Genomic DNA, 22,743 nt, shown 5'->3' on the forward strand with positions numbered 1-22,743 from the left:
GCGGCACCCGCGCTGCCCGCCGCGCCCGCGGTGTCCGCCGTGCCCGGGCCGCCCGCCTCGCCCGTCGGCCCCGTCACGACGCCCTCCACGTGGTGGCGCGGGTCGCGGCCACGAGCCCGCGCGTCACGGGGTGCTCGGGGGCGTGCAGGAGGCGCGTGACCGGCCCGCTCTCGACCGCGCGCCCCTGCGACAGGACCACCGCCTCCTCGGCCACCTGCGCCAGCACGGCGAGGTCGTGGGTCACGAAGAGCAGCGACGCCCCCCGCTCGTCGACCAGGCGGCGGAAGAGCCGGAGCACCTCGGCCTGGGTCGTGACGTCGAGCGCGGTCGTCGGCTCGTCGGCGAGCAGCACGGCCGGCCGGGTGATCAGCGCCGTGGCGATGACGACCCGCTGCCGCTGGCCACCGGAGAGCTGGTGGGGGTACCTGTCGACGATGCGGTCCGGCTCGGGCAGCCCGACCTCGGCGGCCGCCTCGACGGCGCGGCGGCGGGCCTCGCGGCGGGTCACCGTGCCGTGCAGCCGGAGCGGCTCGGCGATCTGGCGCCCGACGGTCATGACGGGGTCGAGGGCCGTGCGCGGGTCCTGGAAGACGGTGCCGACCACGGCGCCGCGCACGCGGGCCAGCTCGCGCTCGGGCAGACCGAGCAGCTCGCGCCCGTCGAGGCGCACGCTGCCGGCCACGCGCGCGGTGCGGGGCAGCAGGCCCAGCACGGCGAGGGTGGTCAGCGACTTGCCCGACCCGGACTCGCCGATCAGCCCGAGCCGCGCGCCGTCGTCGAGCCGGAGGGAGAGGTCGTCGACGACGGCCCGGTCGCCGATGGTCACGGTCAGGTGGTCGATCTCGAGCGTCACGAGGTCACCTCCGGGGCGGGGGAGCGGGCGGGGTCGGCGGGGTCGGACGGGTAGGACGGGTGACGGCGGCCTGAGCGGCCCGCCCCGGCCGTGCCGCCCGTGCCGCCCGTGCCCTCCGTGCCGGCGGTCCGGTCGCGGAGGCGCGGGTCGGCCGCGTCGCGGACGGCGTCGCCGAGCAGGTTGAGGGCTAGCACGGTGAGCGTGATCGCGAGCCCCGGCCAGACGACCGTCCAGGGGTGCACGCCGAGGAACTTCTGGAGGTCGGCGAGGAGTCGCCCCCACGACGCGGTCTCGGCCGAGGCGCCGTAGCCGAGGAAGGAGAGCCCCGCCTCCGCGAGCACGCTGGTCGCCATGGCGAGCGACAGCTGCACGACGAACACCGGGGCGATGTTCGGCAGCACGTGGCGGCGGAGGACGGCCGCGGTGCCGGCGCCGGAGGCCCGCGCCGCCGTGACGTAGTCCTCGCGGACCACGCGCCGGATGTCCGCGCGCGACACGCGCGCGATCGTGACCCCGTAGCCCACGCCGGTCGCCACGACGACGACCGCGAGCGACCCGCCGAACGCCGCCGCGAGGGCCATCGCCACGAGGATCGTGGGGAAGGCGACGAGCACGTCGATCAGCACGGCGGTCGCCTCGCGGACGGGCCGGGCGGTGAGCGAGCCGAGCGCCGCCAGGGCCAGCCCGACGAGCACCGCGACCACGCCGGCCGAGACCGCGACGACGACGGTCGTGCCGGTCGCGGCGAGGACGTAGCTCGCGATGTCGCGGCCGACGCCGTCGGTGCCGAAGAGGTGGGCGCCCGACGGCGGCAGCCAGGCGGAGTACGGGTCGGTCGTGAAGGGGTCGAGCGGCGTCCAGACCCGGCTCACCAGCGCGCCGACGAGCAGCAGGGCGAGCCAGTAGGCCGCGGCGGCGCCGGCGGGGCGGCGGAGGAGGGCGCCGAGCGCGCTGCGCCGCCTCACGCGTCCTGCTCCCGGAGGCGCGGGTCGAGCCGGCGGTGCACGACGTCGACGACGAGCCCGACGAGCAGCACGAGGGCCGTCAGGGTCATCAGCTCGCCCTGCACCTTGGTGAGGTCTCGACGGCCCACGTCGCTCACCAGCATGCGGCCGAGGCCGGGCAGGGAGAAGAGCTGCTCGACGACGACCGCGCCGACGACCAGGCCCGCGACCTGGAGGCCGAGCACGCTGACGACGCTGAGCAGCACGTTCGGCAGCCCGTGGCGGAGCAGGGCCCGCGTGGTGGTCATGCCCTTGGCGGCCGCCGCGCGCACGTAGTCCTCGTCGAGGGCGCCGACGACGGCGGAGCGGGTGAAGCGGAACAGCACGGCGCCCTCGACGAGGCCGATCGTGACGGCCGGCAGCACGAGCGAGCGCAGGGCCCGGCCGGGCTCCTCCCAGCCGTCGACCGGGAACCCCTGGGTCGGCAGCACCTTCAGGGTCACCCCGAAGAGCGCGATGAGGAGCATGCCCGCCCAGACCACCGGCACCGCGGCGAGCAGCTGCGCGACGACCGCGAGCACGGCGCCCGACGCGCGGTGGTGGCGGATCGCGGCCACGACCCCGAGGGGCACGCCGACGGCCAGCCCGACGACGAGCGACATCCCCGCGAGGGGCAGGGTCACGCCCAGCTTCTCCGCGACCTCGTCGGCGACCGGGGTGCCCGTCACGAGCGACTCCCCGAGGTCGAGGCGCAGCAGGCCGCCGGCCCAGTCGAGGTACTGGACGACGACGGGCTGGTCGAGGCCGAGGGAGGCGCGGATCGCGGCCACCTGCGCGGGGCTGCCGGTCGTGCCCGCGATCGACTGCGCCACGTCGCCCGGCAGGAGGCGCAGGGTGACGAAGATCAGCACGCTGGCGACGGCGAGGCCCAGCGCGAAGAGCGCGACCCGGCCGAGCAGGAACCTCGTCACTCGGTCGTGGCCAGCTCGGAGAGGTCGAGGCGGGTGCTGGTCGACGTGGTCGGGAAGCCGGTGACCCCGTCGCGGATCGCCGTCAGCGTCGTGGAGGTGTAGAGCCACTCGGCCGGGGCGTCCTCCGAGACGATCGCCGCGGCGTCGCTCAGGGCCTGCGCGGCGACGGCCGGGTCGGTGGCGGCCAGCGACTGCTCCCAGAGCGCCTGCACCGGGGCGCTGTCGTAGCCCCAGTAGTAGTCGGGGTCGGCCCAGTTGCCGAAGTCGTGCGTCTCGGCGTGGTCGACCATGCTCAGCTGGAAGTCGCGCGGGCCGCCGTCGGCGGGCGCCGTGTAGACGTCGTCGAGCCAGGTGGTGAAGTCGACCTGCTCGACCGTCAGGGTGATGCCGACGGCGGCCAGCTGCGTGGTCAGCACGTCGCCGATCGCGGCCGGGTAGAAGTTCGCGTACTCGAGCGTCAGGTCGAGACCGTCGGCGTGGCCGGCCTCGGCGAGGAGCGCCTCCGCCGCGTCGGGGTCGTAGGCGTCGACCGACGTCAGGTCGGCGTAGCCCGGGTCGAGCTCGGGGATCGGCCCGCCCTGGTCGACGGCCGAGCCGCCGACCGCGGTGATGATCGCGTCGTTGTCGATCGCCATGCGGATCGCCTTGCGCACCCGCACGTCGGTGAACGGCTCGACGGCGTTGTTGAAGGCGAGGGTGTACTTGTCGGTCGTCTTCCCCTGCTCGAGGCTGACGCCGTCGACGCCCTCGAGCTGCGACGAGAGGGTGGCGTCGACGGCGGTCTGCACGTCGAGGTCGCCCGAGAGCGTGGCGTTGATCGCGGCCGACGGGTCGGTCACGTAGCGGAACACCACGGCCTCGACGCCCGCCGGGGTGCCCCAGTAGCCGTCGGCGCGCTCGAGGCGGAGGTTGTCGCCCTGCGTCCAGCTGGCGACCGTGTAGGGGCCCGTGCCGTTCGCGGTGGTCGACGGGTCGTTCGTGGCGGCCTGCTCGAGCACGAGGCCCGCGCGGCCGGTCAGGGCGAAGAGCAGCGCCGAGTCGGGGCGCGCCAGGGTGAGCACGACGGTGTCGTCGGCGGGGGCCGAGACCGACGACACGGCGGCCAGGTCGGCGTGCCCGGCCAGCGTCTCGTCGGTGCGCACCTGCTCGAGCGACCAGACCACGTCGGACGCGGTCATGGCCGCGCCGTCGTGGAAGGCCACGCCGTCGTGCAGGGTGAACGTGTACGTGAGGCCGTCGTCGCTGATCGTGTGCTCCGAGGCGAGCACGTCGACGACGTCGTTCTCCTCGGTGCGGCCGACGAGGCCCTGGTAGACGTTGTCGATCAGGACCTGGTCGAGCGCGACGCCGTCGGTGTGGCGGATGTCGAGGTCGCTCGGCTCGAGCACGAGGCCGACCGTCACGGTGGCGTCGGCGTCGGGCGAGCCGGAGCCGTCGGAGCCTCCCGAGGTGCAGCCGGCCACGAGGGCGACGACGAGGGCGGAGGAGGCGGCGGCGGCGAGGAGGCGGCGTGAGCGCATGGGGGAGGAGTGGCCTTTCGGAGCGGTGCGGATCGGCGCGCCGTCGCTCGTCGCGACCTGCGCACCCCGGGTGCAGGACGTCCTCCGTCGCTGCCGGACGATGGATCTCGGCTGGCGCTCCGTCGCTGCTGGACGGGCGCCGCCCCTCTGCCCCCGGGTCGCTGCTGGACCGAGGGCTCCCGCGAATCTACTACACCCCTGGGAACCCGCCGCGGGTGTCCGCGGGGAGTGGCGGCTTAGGTGAGCCTCACCTATATTGAAGGGGACATGTTCTTCGACGACCCGAACCCGCCGCTGCCGCACGACGCGATCCGCGTCCTCTTCGCCGGCGACGCCTCCTCGCTCCCCGCCCTCCGCGAGATGCTCGCCAGCCTGCCGATCTGCGCCCGTGGCCAGGTGTTCGTCGAGGTCGGCTCCGCCGCCGAGGTCGAGGAGCTGGCGTCGCCCGGCCGCGTCACCGTGACCTGGCTGGCCCGTGACCGCCGCTCCGGCGCCCCCGGCTCGGGTCGCTCCTGCGCCCCCGGCGAGGCGCTCGACCGGGCCGTCCGTGCCTGGCTCGCCGAGATGTACGTCGACGCCGCCGACCTCGCGGCCGGCGAGCACCTCATCTGGATCGGGGGCCCCGCCTCCTTCGCCTACGACCTCCGCCACGACCTGCGTGCCGTGCACGCGGCCGACCACGGCGCCGCCGCGACGCTCTGACGTGAGCCTCGCCGCCACGGCCCCGTCGGCCGCCCCCGTCGCGCGCCCCGCGCACCGTCCCTACCGGGTCCGCGTCGCGGCGGTCACGAGCCTCAGCCCGTCGTTCACGCGCCTCACCTTCACGGCGCCCGACCTGGCCGACTTCGGCACGGACGGCCTCGACCAGCGCATCAAGGTCGTGCTGCCCCTGCCGGGCACCGGCTTCGACGACTTCCCGGTCGACGACTGGTGGGGCGCCTGGCGTGCCCTGCCGGCCCACCGGCAGAACCCCTTCCGCACCTACACGGCCCGGGCCGTCCGCCCCGAGGCCCGCGAGGTCGACGTCGACTTCGTCGTGCACGACGACGGCGGCCCGGCGGGCACCTGGCTCAGCACCGTGGCCGTCGGCGACGAGGCGATGCTGGTCGGCCCCGACGCGACGAGCGGCGTGCACGGCAGCGGCGTCGAGTGGTCGCCGGGGGAGGCCCGCACCGTCATGATCGCGGGCGACGAGACCGCGGCCCCCGCCATCTGCTCCATCGTCGAGCAGCTGCCGGCGGACGCCCGCGGCTGCGTGTTCGTCGAGGTGCCGACGGCCGCCGACGCGCTGCCCCTCGTCGCGCCGGCCGGCGTCGACGTGCACTGGCTGCCCCGCGAGGGCCACGCCGGCACGGCGGCCCACGAGGGCCACGGCGGTCGCCTGGTGGAGGCGGTGCGCGGCTGGACGGCCCGGTACGTCACGGCCCGCCACCACGGCGTTCCCGTCGAGGAGGTCGACATCGAGCACGACGTGCTCTGGGACGTCCCGCAGGGCCACGCGCCGCACGGCGCATCGCTCGACGGCGACCTCTACGCGTGGCTCGCCGGGGAGGCCGGGGCGATCAAGGCCCTCCGACGCTTCCTCGTCAGCGAGGTCGGCGTGGACCGCCGGCAGGTCGCGTTCATGGGCTACTGGCGATTGGGCAAGGCCGAGGGCTAGCAGCCCCCGGCCCCGCCGTCACCGTGAGGCCGCCCCGGGCGGGCGGGCCTGGCGGGGCGACCGGTCAGACCTCGGAGGGCAGCCCGACGATCGACGACGTGCGGTCCCACAGGGCCTCGGCCAGCAGGTCGTCCTTAGCCTGGCGCGTGTGCAGGCCGTTCGGCTTGAGCTGGTCGAAGTAGGTGCCGCTCGGCACGCCGATCGTGCTCGGCCCGGCGAGCTGGATGAGCGGCAGGGCCCCGGCCTTGGCCGAGATGCCGTAGTTGCCGTTGCTCAGCACGTTGGCCATGCGCCACATCGGCGACGTCTGGCCGAAGCCGGTCTTGACGATCCCCGGGTGGAACGAGAACGCCTCGAGGCCGGTGCGACGGGCGAGCTCCCGCACGAAGAGGATGGTCTCGATCTTGCTCGTGCCGTACTGGCGCCAGCCGCCGAGCCAGGGGCGTTTCGTCCAGTTCAGGTCGTCGAGGCGCACGTGGCCGAACATGTTCGCGACGCTGGCGGTCGACACGACCCGGCCGCCGCTCTCCTGCAGCCGAGGCAGCAGGAGGCGCGTCAGCAGGAAGGGCGCGAGGTGGTTCGACTGCAGGATGCGTTCGTGGCCGTCGCTCGTCAGCTCGTGGTCGCTCACCAGGCCGCCCGCGTTGTTCGCGAGGACGTCGATCGTCGGGTAGCGGTCGAGGAGGCGGTCGGCCAGCGAGCGGACGTCGTCCAGCCGGTCGAAGTCCGCGAAGAAGGCCGTGCCGCCGACCTGGTCGGCGACGGCCTGGGTGCGCTCGGCGTTGCGGCCCACCACGGCCACGTCCGCCCCTCCGCTCGCCAGGGCGATCGCCGCCTCCTTGCCGATCCCGGAGCTGGCTCCGGTGATGATCACGGTGCGGGTCATCGGTAACTGCCTTCCTCGAGGCCGGCCTCGATCTCGAACCTGTTCGTCAGCGGGTCGCTGCCGGCCAGGGCGTACAGGAACGGCATCAGCATGCCGTACTTCTTCCACTGCGCGACGTGCCGCGCCTCGTGCCGCAGCACGGCGGGCCCGTCGTTGTCGCGGGTCAGGTACACGCGGCCGACGCAGGTGCCGCCGCGCTTGAACGCCCAGCGGGGCAGGCCGCGGCAGACGATGAGGTCGCCCACCACCCGGACCCTGCCGACGCTGAGCGGCACGCCGACGGCGAGGCCGACCGCTGTCGCCCAGGCGCAGCCCGCCCGCGAGATCGGCGAGTCGACGAGGGGGTTGATCACGGACGACCGTAGGCGTCGAGCAGGCGCAGCCAGATCTCGCTGACCGTCGGGTACGACGGCACGGCGTGCCAGAGGCGGTCGATCGGCACCTCGCCGACGACGGCGACCGTGGCGGCGTGCAGCAGGTCGCTCACGTCGGGGCCGACGAAGGTCGCCCCGACGATGACCTTCCGGGCCTCGTCGACGACGATGCGGGCCTGGCCCTCGTACGAGTCGGAGTGGATCGCCGAGCCCGCGACGGCGGCGAGGTCGTAGTCGACGACGCGCACGTCGAGGCCGCGCTTCTGCGCAGCGTCGGCGGTGAGGCCGACGCTCGCGACCTCGGGGTCGGTGAACGTGACCTGGGGCACGGCGGCGTCGTCGGCGGTGGCCACGTGCGCGCCCCAGGGCTCGGTCGCCAGCTCCTTCCCGAGGGCACGGGCGGCGATGACCTCGCCGGCGGCGCGGGCCTGGTACTTGCCCTGGTGGGTGAGCAGCGCCCGGCCGTTGACGTCGCCGACGCCGTAGAGCCAGTCGGTGCCCTTGACGAGCAGGGTGTCGTCGACGTCGAGCCAGGTGCCGGCCTCGACCCCGACGGACTCGAGGCCCAGGTCGGAGGTGCGGGGAACGCGCCCGGTCGCCACGAGGATCTCGTCGGCGATGACGACGGTGCCGTCGTCGAGCGTGACCTCGACGGTGTCGTGCTCGGTGCGGCTGACCTGCACGGGCGAGGTGCCCTCGCGCACGTCGACGCCCATCGCCCGGAGGCTCTTCCCGACGAGCTCGCCGGCGAACGGCTCCTGCCCGCCGAGCAGGCCGCTGCGCGCGACGAGGGTGACCGTGGAGCCGAGCTGCTGGTAGGCCGTGGCCATCTCGGCCGCGACGACGCCGCCGCCGACGACGACGAGGCTCTGCGGGATGCTCTTCGCGCTCGTCGCCTCGCGGCTCGTCCACGGACGGGCCTCGGCCAGCCCCGGCACGTCCGGGAGGAGCGCGGAGGAGCCGGTGACGGCGGCGACCGCGTGGCGAGCCGTGTAGACGGTGTCGCCGACGGTGACCTCCTTGACCCCCGTGATGGTCGCGTGGCCGCGGATCAGGTCGATGCCGGCGCCCTCGACCCACTCGGCCTGGCTGGAGTCGTCCCAGTTCGAGGTGAAGGAGTCGCGGCGGCGCAGCACCGCGGCCACGTCGACCTCTCCCGTGACGGCCTGGGCGGCCCCGTCGACGGCCCGCGCGGCCCGGAGGACGGCGGTGGAGCGCAGCAGCGCCTTCGAGGGCATGCAGGCCCAGTAGGAGCACTCGCCGCCGACGAGCTCCGCCTCGACGAGGGCGACCTTCAAGCCGCTCCGGGTCGCGTAGTCCGCCACGTTCTCGCCGACAGCGCCGGCGCCGATCACGATGAGGTCATAAGTCGTCATGGGGAGAACCTAGTCCCGGGCCCCCGGGTGGTCACCCAGCCGACGCGCGTCGCGGACATGTCCGTTCCGTGAGTGGTTCCTGAGCAGCAGGTGGGAGGCGCGGGTACAGCCGTCCCGGGACGCGTACCTTCTGACCCATCGCGCAGACAGCGCTCATTGAGGAGGTCACCATGGGACTCGACGACAAGATCAAGAACGCCGCTCAGGACATCGCCGGCAAGGCCAAGGAAGCTCTCGGAGACCACAAGGGCGACGAGAGCCTCAAGGCCGAGGGTCAGAAGGACCAGACCAGCGCCTCCGCCAAGAAGGTCGGCGAGGACGTCAAGGACGTCTTCAAGTAGGCCGATCCGCCTCGTTCTCGGGCCCGCCTCCCCCTCGGGGAGGCGGGCCCTCGACGTTCCCGGGTTCCCGGCCGCGTCGGGGCTGACGCGGCCGTCGCGCCCGCGAGAGGGCTCCCGAGGGGGAGTCAGCGGCCGGTGAACTCCGCGTCGGTGCGGGCCAGGAACGCCTCGTGACCGATCCGGGCGTCGTCCGTGCGCATCAGGCGCACGAGCTCGGGCTGCAGCTGCGCCTCGGCCGCGCGGTCGCCCTCGCGGAGGGCAAGCCGGGCGTTCGCGAGCGTCGCCTGCACGGCGAGCGGGGCCTGGGCGGCGACGCGCCGGGCGAGCTCGAGCCCCCGGTCGAGCGCCTCCGCGCGGGGGCGGACCTCCTGCACGAGGCCGATGCGGAGCGCCTCGGCGGCGTCGAGGAGGTCGCCGGTGAGCATCCAGCGCATGGCGTCGCCCCAGCCCACGCGGCGGGGCAGCCGGACGGTGGCGCCGCCGAAGGGCAGGATCGCCCGGCTCACCTCGATCTGCCCGAAGCGCACGTCGTCGGCGGCGACGACGACGTCGCTCGCGAGGGCGAGCTCGACGCCGAGCGTCAGGCACGTGCCCTGCACGACGGCGACGACGGGCTTCGACAGCTGGCGGCCCTCCACCTGCCAGGGGTGCAGGCCGCCTACGGGCACGACGTCGAGGCCGTCGGGGCCGACGGCGGGGGCGACGTCGGCGAGGTCGAGCCCCGCGGTGAAGTGGTCGCCGTGGGCGTGCAGCAGGCCGACCCTGAGCTCCGGGTCACGGTCGAGCAGGCCGTAGGCCAGGCTGAGCTCTCGGAGCAGGCGCAGGTCGGCGGCGTTGCGCTTCTCGGGGCGGTCGAGGCCGATCAGCAGCACGTGGCCGTCGCGGACGACGCTGACCCGCGGCCGCTCGCCCCCGTCGCTCATCGCGACAGCGCCCCGACGACGCGGAGGATGGTGCCCATGTCGTCGGACGCGTGGGTGGCGTCGACGGGCGCGAAGCCGCACAGGCCCGCGCCGACGAGGGTGAAGCGCTGCTTCAGGGCGGTCAGCGTCTCGATCAGCACGCTCGGCTCGAGGCCGAACGGCTGGGGGTCGAGCAGCCCGGTGAGGGCCGAGGGGTCGAGCACGTCGAGGTCGACGTGGAGGTAGACCTCGGTGGCGCCCGTCTCGGCGACGGCGTCCACGACGTCCTGCGGGGAGAGGTCGAGCGACGACACGGAACGGATGTGGCGGCTCTCGAGGTGGACGTCCTCGGCGTCGTCGATCGAGCGGACGCCGGCGAGGACGACGCGCGACGCGTCGAGGGACTCGGGCGCCGGCCCGGAGGAGAAGGCGGGGAGGTCGTCGCCGCCGTCGATCAGCGTGCGGAGCACCATGCCGCTGAAGGCCCCGCTCTCGCTGCTGCGCGGGCTGTGCAGGTCGGGGTGGGCGTCGAACCACACGACGGCCGTCTGCAGGGTGACGGCGTGCCGGACGGCCGCCAGCTCGACGCCGCAGTCGCCGCCGACCACCAGGGCGGGGGAGTCGTCGCTCCGCAGCTCGTCGGCGACGGCCTCGGCGGCGGCGAGCACGGACGACAGCCGGTGCACACCCGTGCCCAGTGAGTCGCCGGCGCCCACGGGCACCTCGACGAGGGCGGTGGCGCTCGGGGGGAGGTCGGCCAGCACGGCGTAGGCGCCGTCGGCGAGCCTCATGGCCCGCGACGACGGCGAGCCCTGCCACTGGGGGACCACGACGAACCTCACGGGCGTCAGTCTGTCACAGCGCGCGGCCCGCGCGACCAGGGCGAGCTGAGTCGGCCGACGGCCCGTTCGAGCGGCCCCCGGCCGACGAAGCGCTGCCAGAGCACGGCGTACGTCAGCGTGGCCACGACCGCCACCGCGAGCTGCCAGAGGGGCAGCCCGTACGACCCGCCCTCGGCGCGGTAGGCGAAGAAGAGCGGCGCCGTGAGCAGCAGGTGCGCGGAGTAGACCGTGAGCGGCTGGGCCCCCGTGGCCGACAGGGGACGGAGCGCCGTGGCCACGCCACGGCCCCAGGCCCGGTCGGGGCTGGTGACCAGCAGCAGCAGCCCGATGACCGCGATCGCGACGCCGCCGCTGCCGACGATCTCCGCCGGCATGCCCTCGTGGTCGGCGGGGTCGAACGCCGGCACCGCGGCCGCACCGGGCAGGAACCGCACGGTGTAGCCGACGAGCGCCGCGACCGTGCCGGTGCCGAGCATGGCGAGCTGCGTGCCGCGGCTCCGGAGGTCGCTCCGGGCGGCGACGAGGCCCACGAGCAGGAAGGGCAGCCAGACGAGGGCGGGGTAGGCCCCGACGAGCAGGGCGTCGGTGGCCACGCCCGCGGCACCGGGGAGGCTGGAGTCGCCGTAGGCGTCCTGGGGCACGAGCGTCGCGAGGGCGGGCGCGCCGACCGCCACGACCGCGGCGATCACGAGCAGCACCCCGGGCGGGGCGAAGAGCACGACGAGCAGGAGGAGGAACATCACGCCGTAGTAGGGGAGGATCACCAGCACGTAGCCGTTCCAGGCCTGCAGCAGCAGCCCCAGGGCGATGAGGATCCCGGCCCGGATCGCGATCGACCCGACGACGCGGGCGCGCCGGCCCCGCGGCGTGGGCGCGGCACCGCCCGACATCAGCCCGAGCGAGACGCCCGCCAGGGTGGCGAAGAGGATGGCCGAGCGGCCGTCGAAGACCCGCTCGTCGAGGTCGACGCGCGGCCACATGTGGGCCGCGAACATGCCGAGCACGGCGAGCCCGCGGGCGACGTCGACGCCGACCACGCGGGAGCGCCCGGCTCCCCGGGCGGCACGGTGCCCCGTGCCGTCCGAGCGGGGCTCGACGACGGGCGGAGCGGGCCAGGGGGAGCCGGGCGCGGTGGTCACTGGGCCGTGCTCACTCGTCGAGGGCGCCGAGCTTGAGGGCGGCGAGGCGCGCCTCGACCTCGGTCTGCTGGTCGAGGTCGTCGAGGCTCTCGAACTGGGCGTCCAGGCTCGAGGCGGCGAGCTCCTGCTGGCCCAGCACCCGCGCCTCCTCGCGACGGATCTTGTCCTCGAAGCGGCTGATCTCGCTGGTGGGGTCGAGCACGTCGATGCTGCCGATCGCGTCGGCGACCTTCGACTGGGCGGCGGCGGTGCGCGACCGTGCGACGAGCTCGTTGCGCTTCGAGTTCAGCTGCTCGAGCTTCGCCCGCATCGAGGTGAGGCCGGCCTTGAGCTTGTCGACGACCTCGGTCTGCGAGGCGATCGTGGGCTCGGCGTCGCGCGCCTCCTTCTCGGAGGCGATCTGACGGCCGAGGGCGACCTTGGCCAGGGCGTCGAACTTGTCGGCGTCGGCCGTCGAGCCCGAGCTGCGCAGCTGGTCGGCCTTGGTGCTGGCGGCGACCGCCTTGCGCTCCCAGTCGGCGGCCGCGGCGACGTCCTCGGCGTGGTCCTGCTCGAGCAGGCGCAGGTCGCCGATGGTCTGCGCGACGGCGGCCTCGGCCTCGCGGATGCTCTCGGTGAAGTCGCGCACCATCTGGTCGAGCATCTTCTGCGGGTCCTCGGCCTGGTCGAGGAGGGCGTTGATGTTGGCGCGGGTCAGCTGGGCGATGCGCCCGAAGATCGACTGCTTCGTCATGGGGTGGTCCTTCCGGTGGTGGTCGTGGGGGTGGGTGGGTCTGGTGCCGGCCGGGGCCGGGGGGAGTCGCGGGTCGGCGGGTGCGGGAGGCGCGCGCCGGTCAGAACCGGCCGCCCCCGGAGCTGCGGCCTCCGCCGCCTCCGCCGCCTCCGCCGCCGCCGAAGCCACCGCCTCCGCCGAAGCCGCCTCCGCCGCCGAAGCCGCCGCCCCCGCCGTTGAGGAGGCCGCCGATGACGAGGCCCGTGACGATGCCGCCGAGGTCGGCGCCGCCCCGGCCCCGACCGCCGTAGCCGCCGCCGAAGCCGACCTGCTGGTACTGCTGCACCTCGGCCGCGGCCTCGCTGGCGGCCGCCGCGGCGAGCTGCGCCGCGTCGTGCGCCTCCACCAGGGCCGCGTCGCGGTCGCGGACGGCGAGGGAGACCGCGGCGGCGAGGTGCCGCTCGGCCTCGGAGAGCCGGGTGCGTGGGCGGGTGCCGATGCCGCCGCGCCGGGTCTGGATGAAGTCACGGGCGGAGCTGATCTGGTCGCGGGCCGTGCGCAGCGCCTGGTCGAGGGCCGCCTGAGCCCGGCGGTCCTTCTCGCCCTGCTCGCGGACCGCCGCGAGGACGGCGTCGATGCGGGCGTTCGCGGCCCCCAGGTCGGCGAGCACCGCCAGGGGGTCGTCGGTGGTCGTGCCGGCGAGGGCGACGGCGGCGCGCGCGGCGGCCACCGAACCGGCGACGTCCACGCCGTCCGGGGCGCTCCCCGGGGGCAGCGCCTCGGCCGTCGCGACGTCCGTCCGCAGGTCGGCGGCGAGGGCGGCGATGGTGGTGGCGGCGGTGCGCAGCTGTTCGCCCGCGTGGTCGACGGAGGAGAGCAGCTGGTCGACCTGCCCGAACGCCTGGCGGACGGCACGGACCCCGGCGACGGCCTCGCCGTGACGGGAGGCCGCGAGGTCGTCGCGGGCCGCGTCGGTCGTCTCGCGCGCGAACTCGACGAGCCGGTCGGCCTGGTCGGCGTTCTCGGCGACGCCGGCGACCGCCCGGGGCGAGTACGCGGTCGCGAGCCGGGCGAGCACCTCGCGGGCCTTGGCGACCCGGGCGACGCGCGACTCCAGCTCGGCGGGCAGGGCGGCCACGTCGGCGGGCACCCGCTCCTCGGCGGCACGGCGCTCGTCGAAGGCCCGCGACTGCTCCTCCAGGGCGGCGTCCGCTGCTCGGCAGAGCTCGACGATGCGCTCGGTCCACTCGCGGCGCTGCTCGGCGGAGTCGGGCACGGCGTCGTCGAGCCTCTGCTGCAGCTCGAAGGCCTCGCGGGCCTGGTCTCGGGCCTGACGGAGGGCCTCGACGAAGGGCCTGGCGGCGTCGTCGCCGAACTGGGCCGCGGCGAACCCGACCTCCTGCTGGCCGGCGGTGATCTCGTCGTCGAGGGTCACGAGCATGCCGGCGGCCTCCCGCTCGAGCTCGGCCTGGCGGGCCGCCACGGCGTCCTCCGCCTTCCGGCGACGGCGGGTGCGCAGCACGACGACCGCGACGCCCACGACGATCGCGAGCACGACGACCACGAGCACGACGCCGAGCAGCCACGACATGTCGGGGCCCGCCTGGACGTCACGGATGCCGTCCGCGAGGGCGACCGCGGCGCCCGCCCAGTCGTCGTCGCGGAGGCGGGGCTCGACGACGTCGGACTGCAGCCGCTCGCGCTCGGCGTCGGAGACCGGGCCGGTGGAGTCGGTGGAGAGGTCGTAGACCCGGTCGCCCACCGCGACCGAGAGCAGGACGTCGTCGGGGCCGAGCTGGTTGAGCGAGGCCGTGGCGCTGCCCCACGCGGCGCGGTCGGCAGGAGAGGAGAAGGAGTCGACGTAGACGACGAAGAGGTCGACGCCGGAGTCGGCGGAGAGGGCGTCGAGGCTCTCCTCGACCCGCTGCTCGTCGGCGGCCGACAGCACGTCGGCCTGGTCGAGCACGTACGCCCCCGACAGCGAGACGGGCGGCTCGGCGTGGGCCCGGTCGGCGCCGACGCCGGCCACGGCCGACCCCAGCACCACGGCGGCCGCGGCCAGCACGGCCCCGACACCTGCCCCCCGACGGCTTCGTTCACTGACGCGCACACTGCTCCCCTCGGTCGTTCCGCGGAGTCTATCGACGCCGGGTCGGCGGGGGCCCGGCCGCCCCCGGGTCGAGCGGTCGGCGGCGACGGGCTACTCGACGAAGAGGAGCGCGACGGAGGCGACGGCGCAGGCGGCGCCGACGCCGGCCAGCACGCGCCCCACCGCACGCAGGGCCCGGCCGTCGTCGTGGGGCGCGTCGGTGCGCGGCCGGGACGGCCGGTCGGGGTCGTAGTGGACGGTGATCTCGGTCTCGACCGGGGTCTCGAGGGGGTGGTCGCCGAACTGGGTCTCGTGCAGCTCGCCGGAGGCGTCCATCCACCGGGCCACGGCGGCGCGGGCCCAGGCCGGCGGCGGGATGACGACGGCGACCGTCTCCTCGTAGCGGGCGGCGCGGTGCCGGGCGTGCGCGCCCAGGAGGAGGAAGGGCACGCCGACGACGAAGCCGAACCAGCCGAAGAGCTCCACGACGGGGGAGATCACGGTGAGGGCGTCGGACACCCTGCGATGCTACCGGCGGCCGGCCGGGCCGAGGCGCAGCCGGTCGCGGCACGCCCGGGCCGGTGCGGCCGCGCCCCTAGACTCGCCGCGTGAGCCGCCCCCTCGACCGCGTCCCGTCACCGCTCCTGGCCGTCGCGGCCATCGTCTCCGTCCAGTTCGGTGCGGCCCTCGCCCGCACGCACTTCGAGGCGCTCGGCCCCACGGGCGCCGCCGCCCTCCGCCTCGCCCTCGGCGCGCTCATCCTCGTCGTCGTCTTCCGCCCCCGCGTGCGTCGCTGGTCGCGGCGCACCTGGCTCGGCGTCGTGCTGCTCGGGCTCGCCCTCGCCGGCATGAACTCGCTCATCTACCTCGCCATCGACGTCGTGCCCCTCGGCGTCGCCGTCACCCTGGAGTTCCTCGGGCCGCTCGCAGTCGCGCTCGCCCAGACCCGGCGTTGGCTCGACGCCGCCTGGGCGCTGCTCGCCCTCGTCGGCGTGGTCGTGCTCGGGCTCGACTCGTCAGGCGCGACGCCCCTGGTCGGCGTGCTGCTCGCCCTCGGCGCCGGGGCCTTCTGGGCCGGCTACATCGTGGCCAACGCGAACCTCGGCCGCTCCGACGACGCGATGGGCGGGCTGGCCGTCTCGATGGTCGTCGCGGCCGCGGTGGTGGTGCCCGTGGGCGCTGTCGACGCGACGCGGGCCGTGGTGGCCGACCCGCGACTCCTCGCGGTCTTCCTGCTCGTGGCGCTGCTGACCTCGGCGCTGCCGTACTCGCTCGAGGTGGTCGCGCTGCGACGCCTGCCCACGCGGGTCTTCGGGGTGCTGTCGAGCCTCGGCCCGGCCGTCGCCGCCCTCGCCGGGCTCGTGGTGCTGCGCCAGGCCCTCGGCGCCCGCGAGCTCGTGGCGCTGGCCCTCGTCACGGCGGCCAGCGTCGGGGTGACGGCCACCGCGGGGCGGGGGAGGCCCTCCCGCGACGTGGTGGAGGCGCCGCCGGTCTGAGACATGCGCCGTTCGGGTGCGCTCGTGTCCCCCGCGGAGCGGACCCGGCGTCGTCACCGACCCGGCACTCACAGGTAAGCGGCAGGTGGACGGCAGCCGTCTCGCCGGTGTTGTACCCCGAGCGCGGGGTACGCTCGGCAGGCGAACCCCCGTCGGCGGGGTTCCTGAGGCCGGGAGGACATCATGGGAGCTGTTCTGGAACGCACGTCACGGGCCGAGGTGATCGACCTCGGAGACGGTTTCCACCGCGTCTCCACGCCCACCGCGGGCGTCATCGGGTTCGTCCACGAGTCCTCTGGCCGCTTCGAGGTCCTGCGGGGCCGGAGCCGCCAGGCGACCCGTCAGGAGGGCGCGTACCGCACCCTCGACGTGGCCGTCATCGCGTTGACGTACAGCTGATCGGCTGGTGAGCTCCGCGGGGGAGGCCCTGACGTGGCCGTGATCGGGTACCGGCGCGACTCCGACGACGAGGTCGGCAGCCACCAGTGCGATGCGCTGGCCGGTGCGGCGTGCGAACGCGTCTACGTCGACGAGGCCACCGGCCCCCGGGCTCGTCGCCCCGAACTGCAGAAGGCGTTGTCCTCCCTCCGGGAGGGCGACGTCTTGGTCGTCTCACGCCTCGACCGGCTCGGCGGCACCCTGGCCGAGGTGGTCGCGCTGATCGCCTCGCTCGACGACCGGGGCGTGGCCTTCCGCTCGATCGACGACGACATCGACGAGCTCGGCGCCTGGGGCCGGTTCTTCTTCCGCGCCGCGGGGGCGCTCGCGTCGTACGAGTCGACGATCGCCGACGAGCCGGCCCGGGCCGCCGAGCGGAGACGTCAGGAGGCGCACTACAAGCGCCGGGGCGCGCCCGCCCTCAGCCGACGGCGGCTCCAGATCGCCCGCGACATGCTCCGCGACGAGGCGAGCCTCGTCGACGTGGCCCGTCACCTCGACGTGCCGCTGCGCACGCTCCGGGAGGGCCTCGCGGAGGCGGACAGGTCTCAGGACGACCCCCGGGCGCCGGCCCGCCGGGACCCGAGCCGCTGACCCGGAGCACCGTCCGGTCTGCCTCCGACTCGACCGTCCCTTGACACGAAGGGGCATCCGGGTCCAGCCTCCCCGGCATGAGCCTCTTCATCACCTGCCCGGTCGAGAGCGTCGAGCGCGCGACGGCCTTCTACTCCGCCCTCGGCTGGGCCCTGCGGCGGGAGATGTCCGGCCCCGGCGGATCGTGCTTCGTGGTCACCGGCGACCAGCACGTCATGCTCGTCAGCCGCGAGCAGTACACGGCAGTCGGTGCGACGGAGGAGCTGGTCGGGGCACCCGGGACGCCCTCGCCGGTGACGGTGTCGTTCGACCTCGGGAGCCGCGAGGCGGTCGACGACCTCGTCGCGCGCGCCGCGGCCGCGGGCGGACGCGTCGGCGACACCGACGAGTACCCGTTCATGTACCAGCGGCAGTTCGACGACCCCGACGGCTACCACTGGTCGCCGTTCTGGATGACGACGGACGCGGACGGAGACGTCCCCACGTCGTCGTGACGCGGTGTGGACCGGGCGGACGGCCCGTCGTCACGATCGACCGATCGAGAACGCGGTGCTCGGTGTCTCCGCGAGGACTCGCTGCACCAGAGGGATTCGGTGCCCCCAGAAGGATTCGAACCTTCGCCCCTGCCTCCGGAGGGCAGTGCTCTATCCCCTGAGCTATGGGGGCCAGGGTCGACGACAAGGCTAGCAGCCCGCAGGGTCGCCGACGGACACGCGCCGGCCCCGCCTGGGCCGCGGCGCAGCGGGCGGGTGCACTCTGGGGCGGTGACCCACGACGACGACGCGGCCCGCGCCTCCCACGTTCCCTCTTCTCCCGACTCCGGCGGCGGCGACGACGCCGGGCAGGGCGGCCGACGCTCGCTCCGCGACCGGGTGCGCGGCGCTCGCCGGCCCGAGATCGACGTGTCGCCCCTCGACCCTGAGCAAGCACCCCCGGAGCCGATCGCGCTCTTCCTCACCTGGCTCGACGACGCGGTGGAGGCCGGGGTCGCGCAGCCGCACGCGATGACCCTGTCGACCGCCTCGACCGCCTCGGGGCCGACGGCGCGCACCCTCCTGCTCAAGGAGGTCGACGACGCCTTCTGGTTCACCACCTCGTCGCTCAGCCCCAAGGGCCGCCAGATCGCCGACGACCCCCGCGTCGCGCTGACCCTCTCCTGGAGCGACCTCGGGCGACAGGTCCGCGTGCTCGGCGACGCCCTCTCGGGGCCGCGCGACGTCAGCGAGGACGACTTCCGGGCGCGGCACCCCGACTCGCGCGCCGTCGCGATCGCGATGCCGCAGAGCACCGAGATCCCCGGCGCCGAGCAGGCCGACGCGGCCCTCGACGAGGCCCGTCGTCGACTCGACGACGAGCCGGACCTCGTGCCCGACGACTGGACGGCGTACCGCGTGGCGCCCGTCTCGGTCGAGTTCTGGCAGGGCACGACGGGCCGTGACCAGGTGCGCCTGCGGTACGACCGCGTCGGCGACGGCTGGCGCCGCGCCTCCCTCTGGCCCTGAGCCCCGGGTCGTAACGCCGCGACACACGGGTGGCGCGAGGCGGCGACGGTGACGACCATGGGTGCATGCCGATCGAGACGCGAGCCCCCGGAGCCCGCCCCGGCGCGCGCCTGGCCGTCGTCGAGGTCACCCGCCGTCGGCCGCACGCGCCGGAGTACCACGCCTACGTGCAGACCCTGAACGAGCGCGTCGTCGCCGAGGCGCGTCGGGCGGGCTGGTCGGCCGAGCGCCTGGCCGCCGACGACCTCGGCGTCGACGCCCTCCTGGCCGCCACGCGCGACGCCGACGCGGTGGTCGTCGTCGGGGGAGAGGACCTCGCCCCGCACCACTACGGCGCCCCGGCCGGCTACCCCGGCGAGGGGCGTCACCTCGAGGTCGCCGACGCCGCACAGCTCGCCGTCGTCCGCCGCGCGGTGCGGCTCGGCACGCCCCTGCTCGGCATCTGCCGCGGCCACCAGGTGATCAACGTCGCGCTCGGCGGCACCCTCGTGCAGCACCTCGACGACGAGGCCGGCCTGCACCGCGGCACGGGCTCCGTCGAGCAGCTCATGACCGACCACGAGGTCGACCTCGTCGCCGGCACGCGCCTGCGGGAGGCGCTGGTCCGGTCGAGCGCGCTGGTCCGGAGCGCCCACCACCAGGCCGTCGGCCTCCTCGGCGAGGGCCTGCGCGTCGCCGCGTGGTCGCGCGACGGCGAGGTGGAGGCGGTCGAGCACGTCACCGCGCCGGTCACCGGGGTGCAGTGGCACCCGGAGGACCGCGGCGCCGAGGCGTGGCAGCTGCCGCTCCTGCTCGGGCAGCTCGCCGCCCGCGCGGCGTCAGCGCGCCGCGCCGCCTAGCGCGCGCCGCCTAGCCCGCCCCGCCCTCGCCGACGGCGGCGAGGACCTGGCTCATCACCGGCTCGGCCGACCCGGGCTCGGCGAAGGTCGTCGACTCGGCCACGACGAGGCGACCGGTGGGCAGGGCGCGGGCGACGCCCGTGCCGCCGTGCAGGCTGAAGTAGCCCTCCACCCCGTAGCTCGGCACGGAGTTGCTCGAGGCGACGAGGTCGTTCGCGATCGCGGTGAGGCTGGCCTCGTCGTACGCGGCGACGCCCACCGTCACGTGGTCGCCGGCGGCGTCGACCCAGTCGCAGACCGTCCCGTCGGCCTCCGCCACCTGGGCGAGGGCGTCGTCGAGAGCGTCGGCGTCGGGGGCGTCGGCCGCGGCGAGGCCGGGCCACAGCGTGGGCAGCACGCCCGCGGCCGGGTCGAGCAGGGCGGCGCAGTCGAGGGCGAGCGGGCTGCTCACGAGCGGCGGCGGCGTGTAGCCGGGATCGGCGGTGGCCGTGGCGCCGGACGCCGTCGGCGACGGGGCGGCCGCGGCGGACGACGAGGACGGCCCGCCGCCCGGGGCCGACGTCGTGCACCCGGTCAGGGCGGCGGCGCCGAGGGCCAGGGCGGAGGCCGCGACGAACAGGGGAGGGACGCGGGCCGAGGTTCGGGGGCGGCGGGACGACATGCCCCCATCCTCCCCGACGTCGCCCGTGCTCGGCTCGGAGGGGGCCCCGCGACGGCCCGCGGCCCGGGTCGGCGGGCGCCCGGCAGCCGGTACGATCGTCTCTCGTGACCCCCGCCGAACTCTCCTCCTCCCTGCTCGCCGTCGTCCAGGGCGTCCTCGAGCGCCGAGGGGTCGGCGACGACGTCACCGTGACCCCCGCCGACGTCGTCCTCGAGCGCCCGAAGAACCGCGACCACGGCGACTGGACCTCCAACGTCGCCATGAAGTTCGCGAAGCGGGTCGGCGTCCCGCCCCGGGAGCTCGCCACCGAGCTGGCGGGCGAGCTCGCCGAGGTCGACGGCGTCGCCGACGTCGACGTCGCGGGCCCGGGCTTCATCAACGTGCGGCTCGACGCGGCCGCGGCCGGCCAGCTGGCCCGCACGATCGTCGAGCAGGGCGAGGCGTTCGGCCGCGGCGACTACTACGCCGGGGTCACCATCGACCTCGAGTTCGTGTCGGCCAACCCCACCGGCCCCATCCACCTGGGCGGCGTCCGCTGGGCCGCCGTGGGCGACAGCCTCGCCCGCGTCTTCCAGGCGCAGGGCGCCCTCGTCACCCGCGAGTACTACTTCAACGACCACGGCGGGCAGATCGACCGCTTCGCCCGCAGCCTCGTCGCCCGCTCGTTCGGCGAGCCCACCCCGGAGGACGGCTACGGCGGCGAGTACATCACCGACATCGCCGACCGGGTGGTCGCGGCGCACGACGGCGACCTCCGGGCACTGCCGCGCGACGAGGCGCAGGAGGTGTTCCGCGCCGCGGGCGTCGACTTCATGTTCCGCGACATCAAGTCGTCGCTCCACGACTTCGGCGTCGACTTCGACGTCTTCTTCCACGAGAACTCGCTGCACGAGTCGAAGGCCGTCGAGCGTGCCGTCGCGCGCCTCACCGAGCTCGGGCACATCTACGAGGCCGAGGGCGCGACCTGGCTGCGCACGACGGAGTTCGGCGACGACCGCGACCGCGTCGTCGTCAAGAGCGACGGCGAGGCGGCCTACATCGCCGGCGACCTCGCCTACTACCTCGACAAGCGCGAGCGGGGCTTCGAGCGCAACCTGATCATGCTGGGCGCCGACCACCACGGCTACGTCGGCCGCATGATGGCGATGTGCGCGGCCTTCGGCGACGAGCCGGGCGTCAACCTCGAGATCCTCATCGGCCAGATGGTCAACCTGCTCAAGGACGGCGAGCCCTTCCGCATGTCGAAGCGGAACGGCACCGTCGTCACGATGGAGGACCTCGTCGACGCGGTCGGCGTCGACGCGGGGCGCTACTCGCTCGTCCGCAGCCCGGTGAACAGCTCGATCGACATCGACCTCGACCTGCTGACCCGACGCACGAACGACAACCCGGTCTTCTACGTGCAGTACGCCCACGCCCGCACCCGTTCCGTGGCGCGCAACGCCGAGGCCGCGGGGGTCACCCGCGACGCCTTCGACGCGTCGCTGCTGTCGCACCCCACCGAGAGCGCCCTCCTCGGCGTGCTCGCCGAGCTGCCCCGTGTCGTCACGCAGGCGGCCGAGCTGCGCGAGCCGCACCGGGTGGCGCGCTACATCGAGGAGCTGGCCGGCACCTACCACCGCTGGTACGACAGCTGCCGTGTCACGCCCCTGGGCGACGAAGAGGTCACCGACCTGCACCGCACGCGACTGTGGCTGAACGACGCCGCGGGCCAGGTCGTCCGCAACGGGTTGGGCCTCCTGGGCGTCTCCGCGCCCGACCGCATGTGACCTGACCGGCGCGGGGCGCGACTCCGGACGGCAGCCCTGAGAAGATGTCGGGATGAGCGACGAGAGCGACAGCGACTTCTTCGAGGCCCGTCCGGTCGAGCGTCGGCGGCTCCGCAGCGCGGGAGCCGGGCTCTTCATCCTCGTCGGCGTGCTCGTGGGCCTGGCCGTCCTCGCCGTGATCGCCGACGTCGTCGTCCGCTCGGTCGTCGAGAGCCGTGCCGCGGCCGAGGTCCAGACGTCCACGGGCCTCGACGACGTCGAGGTGGAGGTGCACGGCACCTCGGTGCTCTGGCAGATCGCGCACGGCTCGCTCGACGACGTCACGCTGACCTCCGGGGTGGAGGGCGACCCCGTCGTGGTCCACGTCGACGTCGCCGACGTGCCCACCTCGCTCGAGGGCGACTCCGGTCCCGTCACGGGCACGATCACGGCCGACCAGGCCACGGTCGACGGCCTCGAGGCTCTCCGCCAGCAGGGCGCGTCGCTGGCGCTGGGCGACGACGCGGTCACCTACTCTCGGTCGTTCTCGGTGCCGATCATCGGCGACGTGCCCGTCGCCGTCACCGCGGTGCCCAGCCTCAGCGACGACGGCCGCTCCGTCTCGTTCGCCCCGACCACCGCCTCCCTGCCCGACACGTCGCTGCAGATCGACCTGACCCCCTTCCTCGGCGACTTCGCGACCTCGGTCTGCCTCGCCGAGCAGCTGCCGGCGTCGGTCACCGCCACGGCCCTCGACGTGCGCTCGGGCGAGGTCACGGTCGACCTCAGCTCGCCCGGGCTGCCCCTGACGAGCTCGGCCCTGGCCGAGAAGGGCACCTGCTCGTAGCGGGGGGCC

General features: G+C 75.0%; 25 protein-coding genes and 1 tRNA gene. 11 read left to right on the plus strand and 15 right to left on the minus strand.

The genetic code is table 11. The annotated features are described in order from the left end of the window. Positions 1-73: 73 nt before the first annotated feature. Genes FHR77_RS04015 through FHR77_RS04030 form a run of 4 tightly spaced genes read right to left on the minus strand, consistent with a single transcriptional unit; the run spans position 74 to position 4,288 of the window. Positions 74-853 (minus strand): ATP-binding cassette domain-containing protein, encoded by a 780-nt coding sequence (locus tag FHR77_RS04015; RefSeq protein WP_167258925.1) that lies wholly within the window; start codon positions 851-853, stop codon positions 74-76. Then, positions 850-1,818 carry an ABC transporter permease subunit gene (locus FHR77_RS04020; protein ID WP_167258926.1) on the minus strand — a complete coding sequence of 323 codons (969 nt, stop codon included), beginning with the start codon at positions 1,816-1,818 and terminating at the stop codon, positions 850-852. Before FHR77_RS04020 ends, FHR77_RS04015 begins: the two co-directional genes overlap by 4 nt. After that, positions 1,815-2,768, minus strand: coding sequence for an ABC transporter permease subunit (locus FHR77_RS04025; RefSeq protein ID WP_167258927.1), 954 nt, complete (start codon positions 2,766-2,768; stop codon positions 1,815-1,817). The genes FHR77_RS04020 and FHR77_RS04025 overlap by 4 nt, the downstream gene beginning before the upstream one ends. Next, positions 2,765-4,288 carry an ABC transporter substrate-binding protein gene (locus FHR77_RS04030; protein WP_167258928.1) on the minus strand — a complete coding sequence of 508 codons (1,524 nt, stop codon included), beginning with the start codon at positions 4,286-4,288 and terminating at the stop codon, positions 2,765-2,767. Before FHR77_RS04030 ends, FHR77_RS04025 begins: the two co-directional genes overlap by 4 nt. Before the next feature lie 267 nt (positions 4,289-4,555). On the opposite strand from FHR77_RS04030, the gene FHR77_RS04035 reads away from it, so the two are divergent. Continuing rightward, positions 4,556-4,990, plus strand: coding sequence for a siderophore-interacting protein (locus tag FHR77_RS04035; RefSeq protein WP_056053871.1), 435 nt, complete (start codon positions 4,556-4,558; stop codon positions 4,988-4,990). Between the two features lies 1 nt (position 4,991). Beyond that, positions 4,992-5,948, plus strand: a complete 957-nt coding sequence (locus FHR77_RS04040) for an SIP domain-containing protein (protein WP_167258929.1) — start codon at positions 4,992-4,994, stop codon at positions 5,946-5,948. A gap of 64 nt (positions 5,949-6,012) precedes the next feature. On the opposite strand, the gene FHR77_RS04045 is transcribed toward FHR77_RS04040, so the two are convergent. From FHR77_RS04045 to FHR77_RS04055, 3 genes are read right to left on the minus strand one after another with little or no spacing between them, the layout of a single operon-like run. Further along, positions 6,013-6,834: an SDR family NAD(P)-dependent oxidoreductase gene (locus FHR77_RS04045; protein WP_167258930.1), complete on the minus strand. Its 822-nt coding sequence runs from the start codon at positions 6,832-6,834 to the stop codon at positions 6,013-6,015. Continuing rightward, the gene (locus tag FHR77_RS04050; RefSeq protein WP_341777214.1) at positions 6,831-7,187 is read right to left on the minus strand and encodes a Fe-S oxidoreductase; all 357 of its coding nucleotides are present in this window, start codon (positions 7,185-7,187) and stop codon (positions 6,831-6,833) included. The genes FHR77_RS04045 and FHR77_RS04050 overlap by 4 nt, the downstream gene beginning before the upstream one ends. After that, a complete protein-coding gene (locus tag FHR77_RS04055) occupies positions 7,184-8,584 on the minus strand; it encodes a dihydrolipoyl dehydrogenase family protein (protein ID WP_167258931.1) in 1,401 nt (466 codons plus the stop codon). The genes FHR77_RS04050 and FHR77_RS04055 overlap by 4 nt, the downstream gene beginning before the upstream one ends. 170 nt (positions 8,585-8,754) lie before the next feature. Between FHR77_RS04055 and FHR77_RS04060 the strand changes: the two genes are divergently transcribed. Next, on the plus strand, positions 8,755-8,925 hold the full coding sequence (locus FHR77_RS04060) for a CsbD family protein (RefSeq protein WP_167258932.1): 171 nt from the start codon (positions 8,755-8,757) through the stop codon (positions 8,923-8,925). A gap of 125 nt (positions 8,926-9,050) precedes the next feature. Here the strand turns inward: FHR77_RS04060 and FHR77_RS04065 are convergent, their stop codons facing one another. The 6 genes from FHR77_RS04065 to FHR77_RS04090 form a co-directional block, all read right to left on the minus strand. Further along, entirely contained in the window at positions 9,051-9,848 is a 798-nt protein-coding gene (locus tag FHR77_RS04065; RefSeq protein ID WP_167258933.1) for a crotonase/enoyl-CoA hydratase family protein, read from the minus strand. Then, positions 9,845-10,669 carry an arginase family protein gene (locus FHR77_RS04070; RefSeq protein ID WP_341777215.1) on the minus strand — a complete coding sequence of 275 codons (825 nt, stop codon included), beginning with the start codon at positions 10,667-10,669 and terminating at the stop codon, positions 9,845-9,847. Before FHR77_RS04070 ends, FHR77_RS04065 begins: the two co-directional genes overlap by 4 nt. 5 nt (positions 10,670-10,674) lie before the next feature. After that, positions 10,675-11,808 carry a DUF418 domain-containing protein gene (locus FHR77_RS04075; protein ID WP_167258934.1) on the minus strand — a complete coding sequence of 378 codons (1,134 nt, stop codon included), beginning with the start codon at positions 11,806-11,808 and terminating at the stop codon, positions 10,675-10,677. A gap of 10 nt (positions 11,809-11,818) precedes the next feature. After that, on the minus strand, positions 11,819-12,541 hold the full coding sequence (locus FHR77_RS04080; RefSeq protein ID WP_167258935.1) for a PspA/IM30 family protein: 723 nt from the start codon (positions 12,539-12,541) through the stop codon (positions 11,819-11,821). 100 nt (positions 12,542-12,641) lie between these two features. Next, positions 12,642-14,585 (minus strand): TPM domain-containing protein, encoded by a 1,944-nt coding sequence (locus tag FHR77_RS04085; protein WP_167258936.1) that lies wholly within the window; start codon positions 14,583-14,585, stop codon positions 12,642-12,644. Between the two features lie 135 nt (positions 14,586-14,720). Continuing rightward, positions 14,721-15,128, minus strand: a complete 408-nt coding sequence (locus FHR77_RS04090; RefSeq protein ID WP_167258937.1) for a hypothetical protein — start codon at positions 15,126-15,128, stop codon at positions 14,721-14,723. Between the two features lie 89 nt (positions 15,129-15,217). Between FHR77_RS04090 and FHR77_RS04095 the strand changes: the two genes are divergently transcribed. The 4 genes from FHR77_RS04095 (at position 15,218) to FHR77_RS04110 (ending at position 17,631) form a co-directional block, all read left to right on the plus strand. Further along, on the plus strand, positions 15,218-16,105 hold the full coding sequence (locus FHR77_RS04095) for an EamA family transporter (RefSeq protein WP_341777216.1): 888 nt from the start codon (positions 15,218-15,220) through the stop codon (positions 16,103-16,105). A 219-nt stretch (positions 16,106-16,324) separates the two neighbouring features. Next, entirely contained in the window at positions 16,325-16,504 is a 180-nt protein-coding gene (locus FHR77_RS04100) for a hypothetical protein (RefSeq protein WP_056053897.1), read from the plus strand. 33 nt (positions 16,505-16,537) lie between these two features. Further along, a complete protein-coding gene (locus FHR77_RS04105; protein ID WP_167258938.1) occupies positions 16,538-17,137 on the plus strand; it encodes a recombinase family protein in 600 nt (199 codons plus the stop codon). 77 nt (positions 17,138-17,214) lie between these two features. Beyond that, positions 17,215-17,631 carry a VOC family protein gene (locus FHR77_RS04110; RefSeq protein WP_167258939.1) on the plus strand — a complete coding sequence of 139 codons (417 nt, stop codon included), beginning with the start codon at positions 17,215-17,217 and terminating at the stop codon, positions 17,629-17,631. A 100-nt stretch (positions 17,632-17,731) separates the two neighbouring features. Here the strand turns inward: FHR77_RS04110 and FHR77_RS04115 are convergent. Continuing rightward, positions 17,732-17,803: transfer RNA gene (locus FHR77_RS04115), tRNA-Arg, on the minus strand. A 98-nt stretch (positions 17,804-17,901) separates the two neighbouring features. Here FHR77_RS04115 and FHR77_RS04120 point away from each other — a divergent pair. Further along, entirely contained in the window at positions 17,902-18,639 is a 738-nt protein-coding gene (locus tag FHR77_RS04120) for a pyridoxal 5'-phosphate synthase (RefSeq protein ID WP_167258940.1), read from the plus strand. A gap of 65 nt (positions 18,640-18,704) precedes the next feature. After that, entirely contained in the window at positions 18,705-19,478 is a 774-nt protein-coding gene (locus FHR77_RS04125) for a gamma-glutamyl-gamma-aminobutyrate hydrolase family protein (protein WP_167258941.1), read from the plus strand. 10 nt (positions 19,479-19,488) lie between these two features. Here FHR77_RS04125 and FHR77_RS04130 read toward each other — a convergent pair whose 3' ends face one another. After that, the gene (locus tag FHR77_RS04130) at positions 19,489-20,139 is read right to left on the minus strand and encodes a hypothetical protein (RefSeq protein WP_167258942.1); all 651 of its coding nucleotides are present in this window, start codon (positions 20,137-20,139) and stop codon (positions 19,489-19,491) included. Between the two features lie 104 nt (positions 20,140-20,243). Here FHR77_RS04130 and argS point away from each other — a divergent pair, with 104 nt between their 5' ends. Together argS and FHR77_RS04140 are read left to right on the plus strand one after the other, a co-directional pair. Beyond that, positions 20,244-21,908, plus strand: coding sequence for an arginine--tRNA ligase (argS, locus tag FHR77_RS04135; protein WP_167258943.1), 1,665 nt, complete (start codon positions 20,244-20,246; stop codon positions 21,906-21,908). Positions 21,909-21,960: 52 nt separating this feature from the next. Further along, on the plus strand, positions 21,961-22,734 hold the full coding sequence (locus FHR77_RS04140) for an LmeA family phospholipid-binding protein (RefSeq protein WP_167258944.1): 774 nt from the start codon (positions 21,961-21,963) through the stop codon (positions 22,732-22,734). The last annotated feature ends 9 nt before the right edge of the window (positions 22,735-22,743 follow it).

It is taken from the genome of Frigoribacterium endophyticum (genome assembly GCF_011759585.1).
In the GTDB taxonomy this organism is placed as follows: Bacteria; Actinomycetota; Actinomycetes; order Actinomycetales; family Microbacteriaceae; genus Frigoribacterium; species Frigoribacterium endophyticum.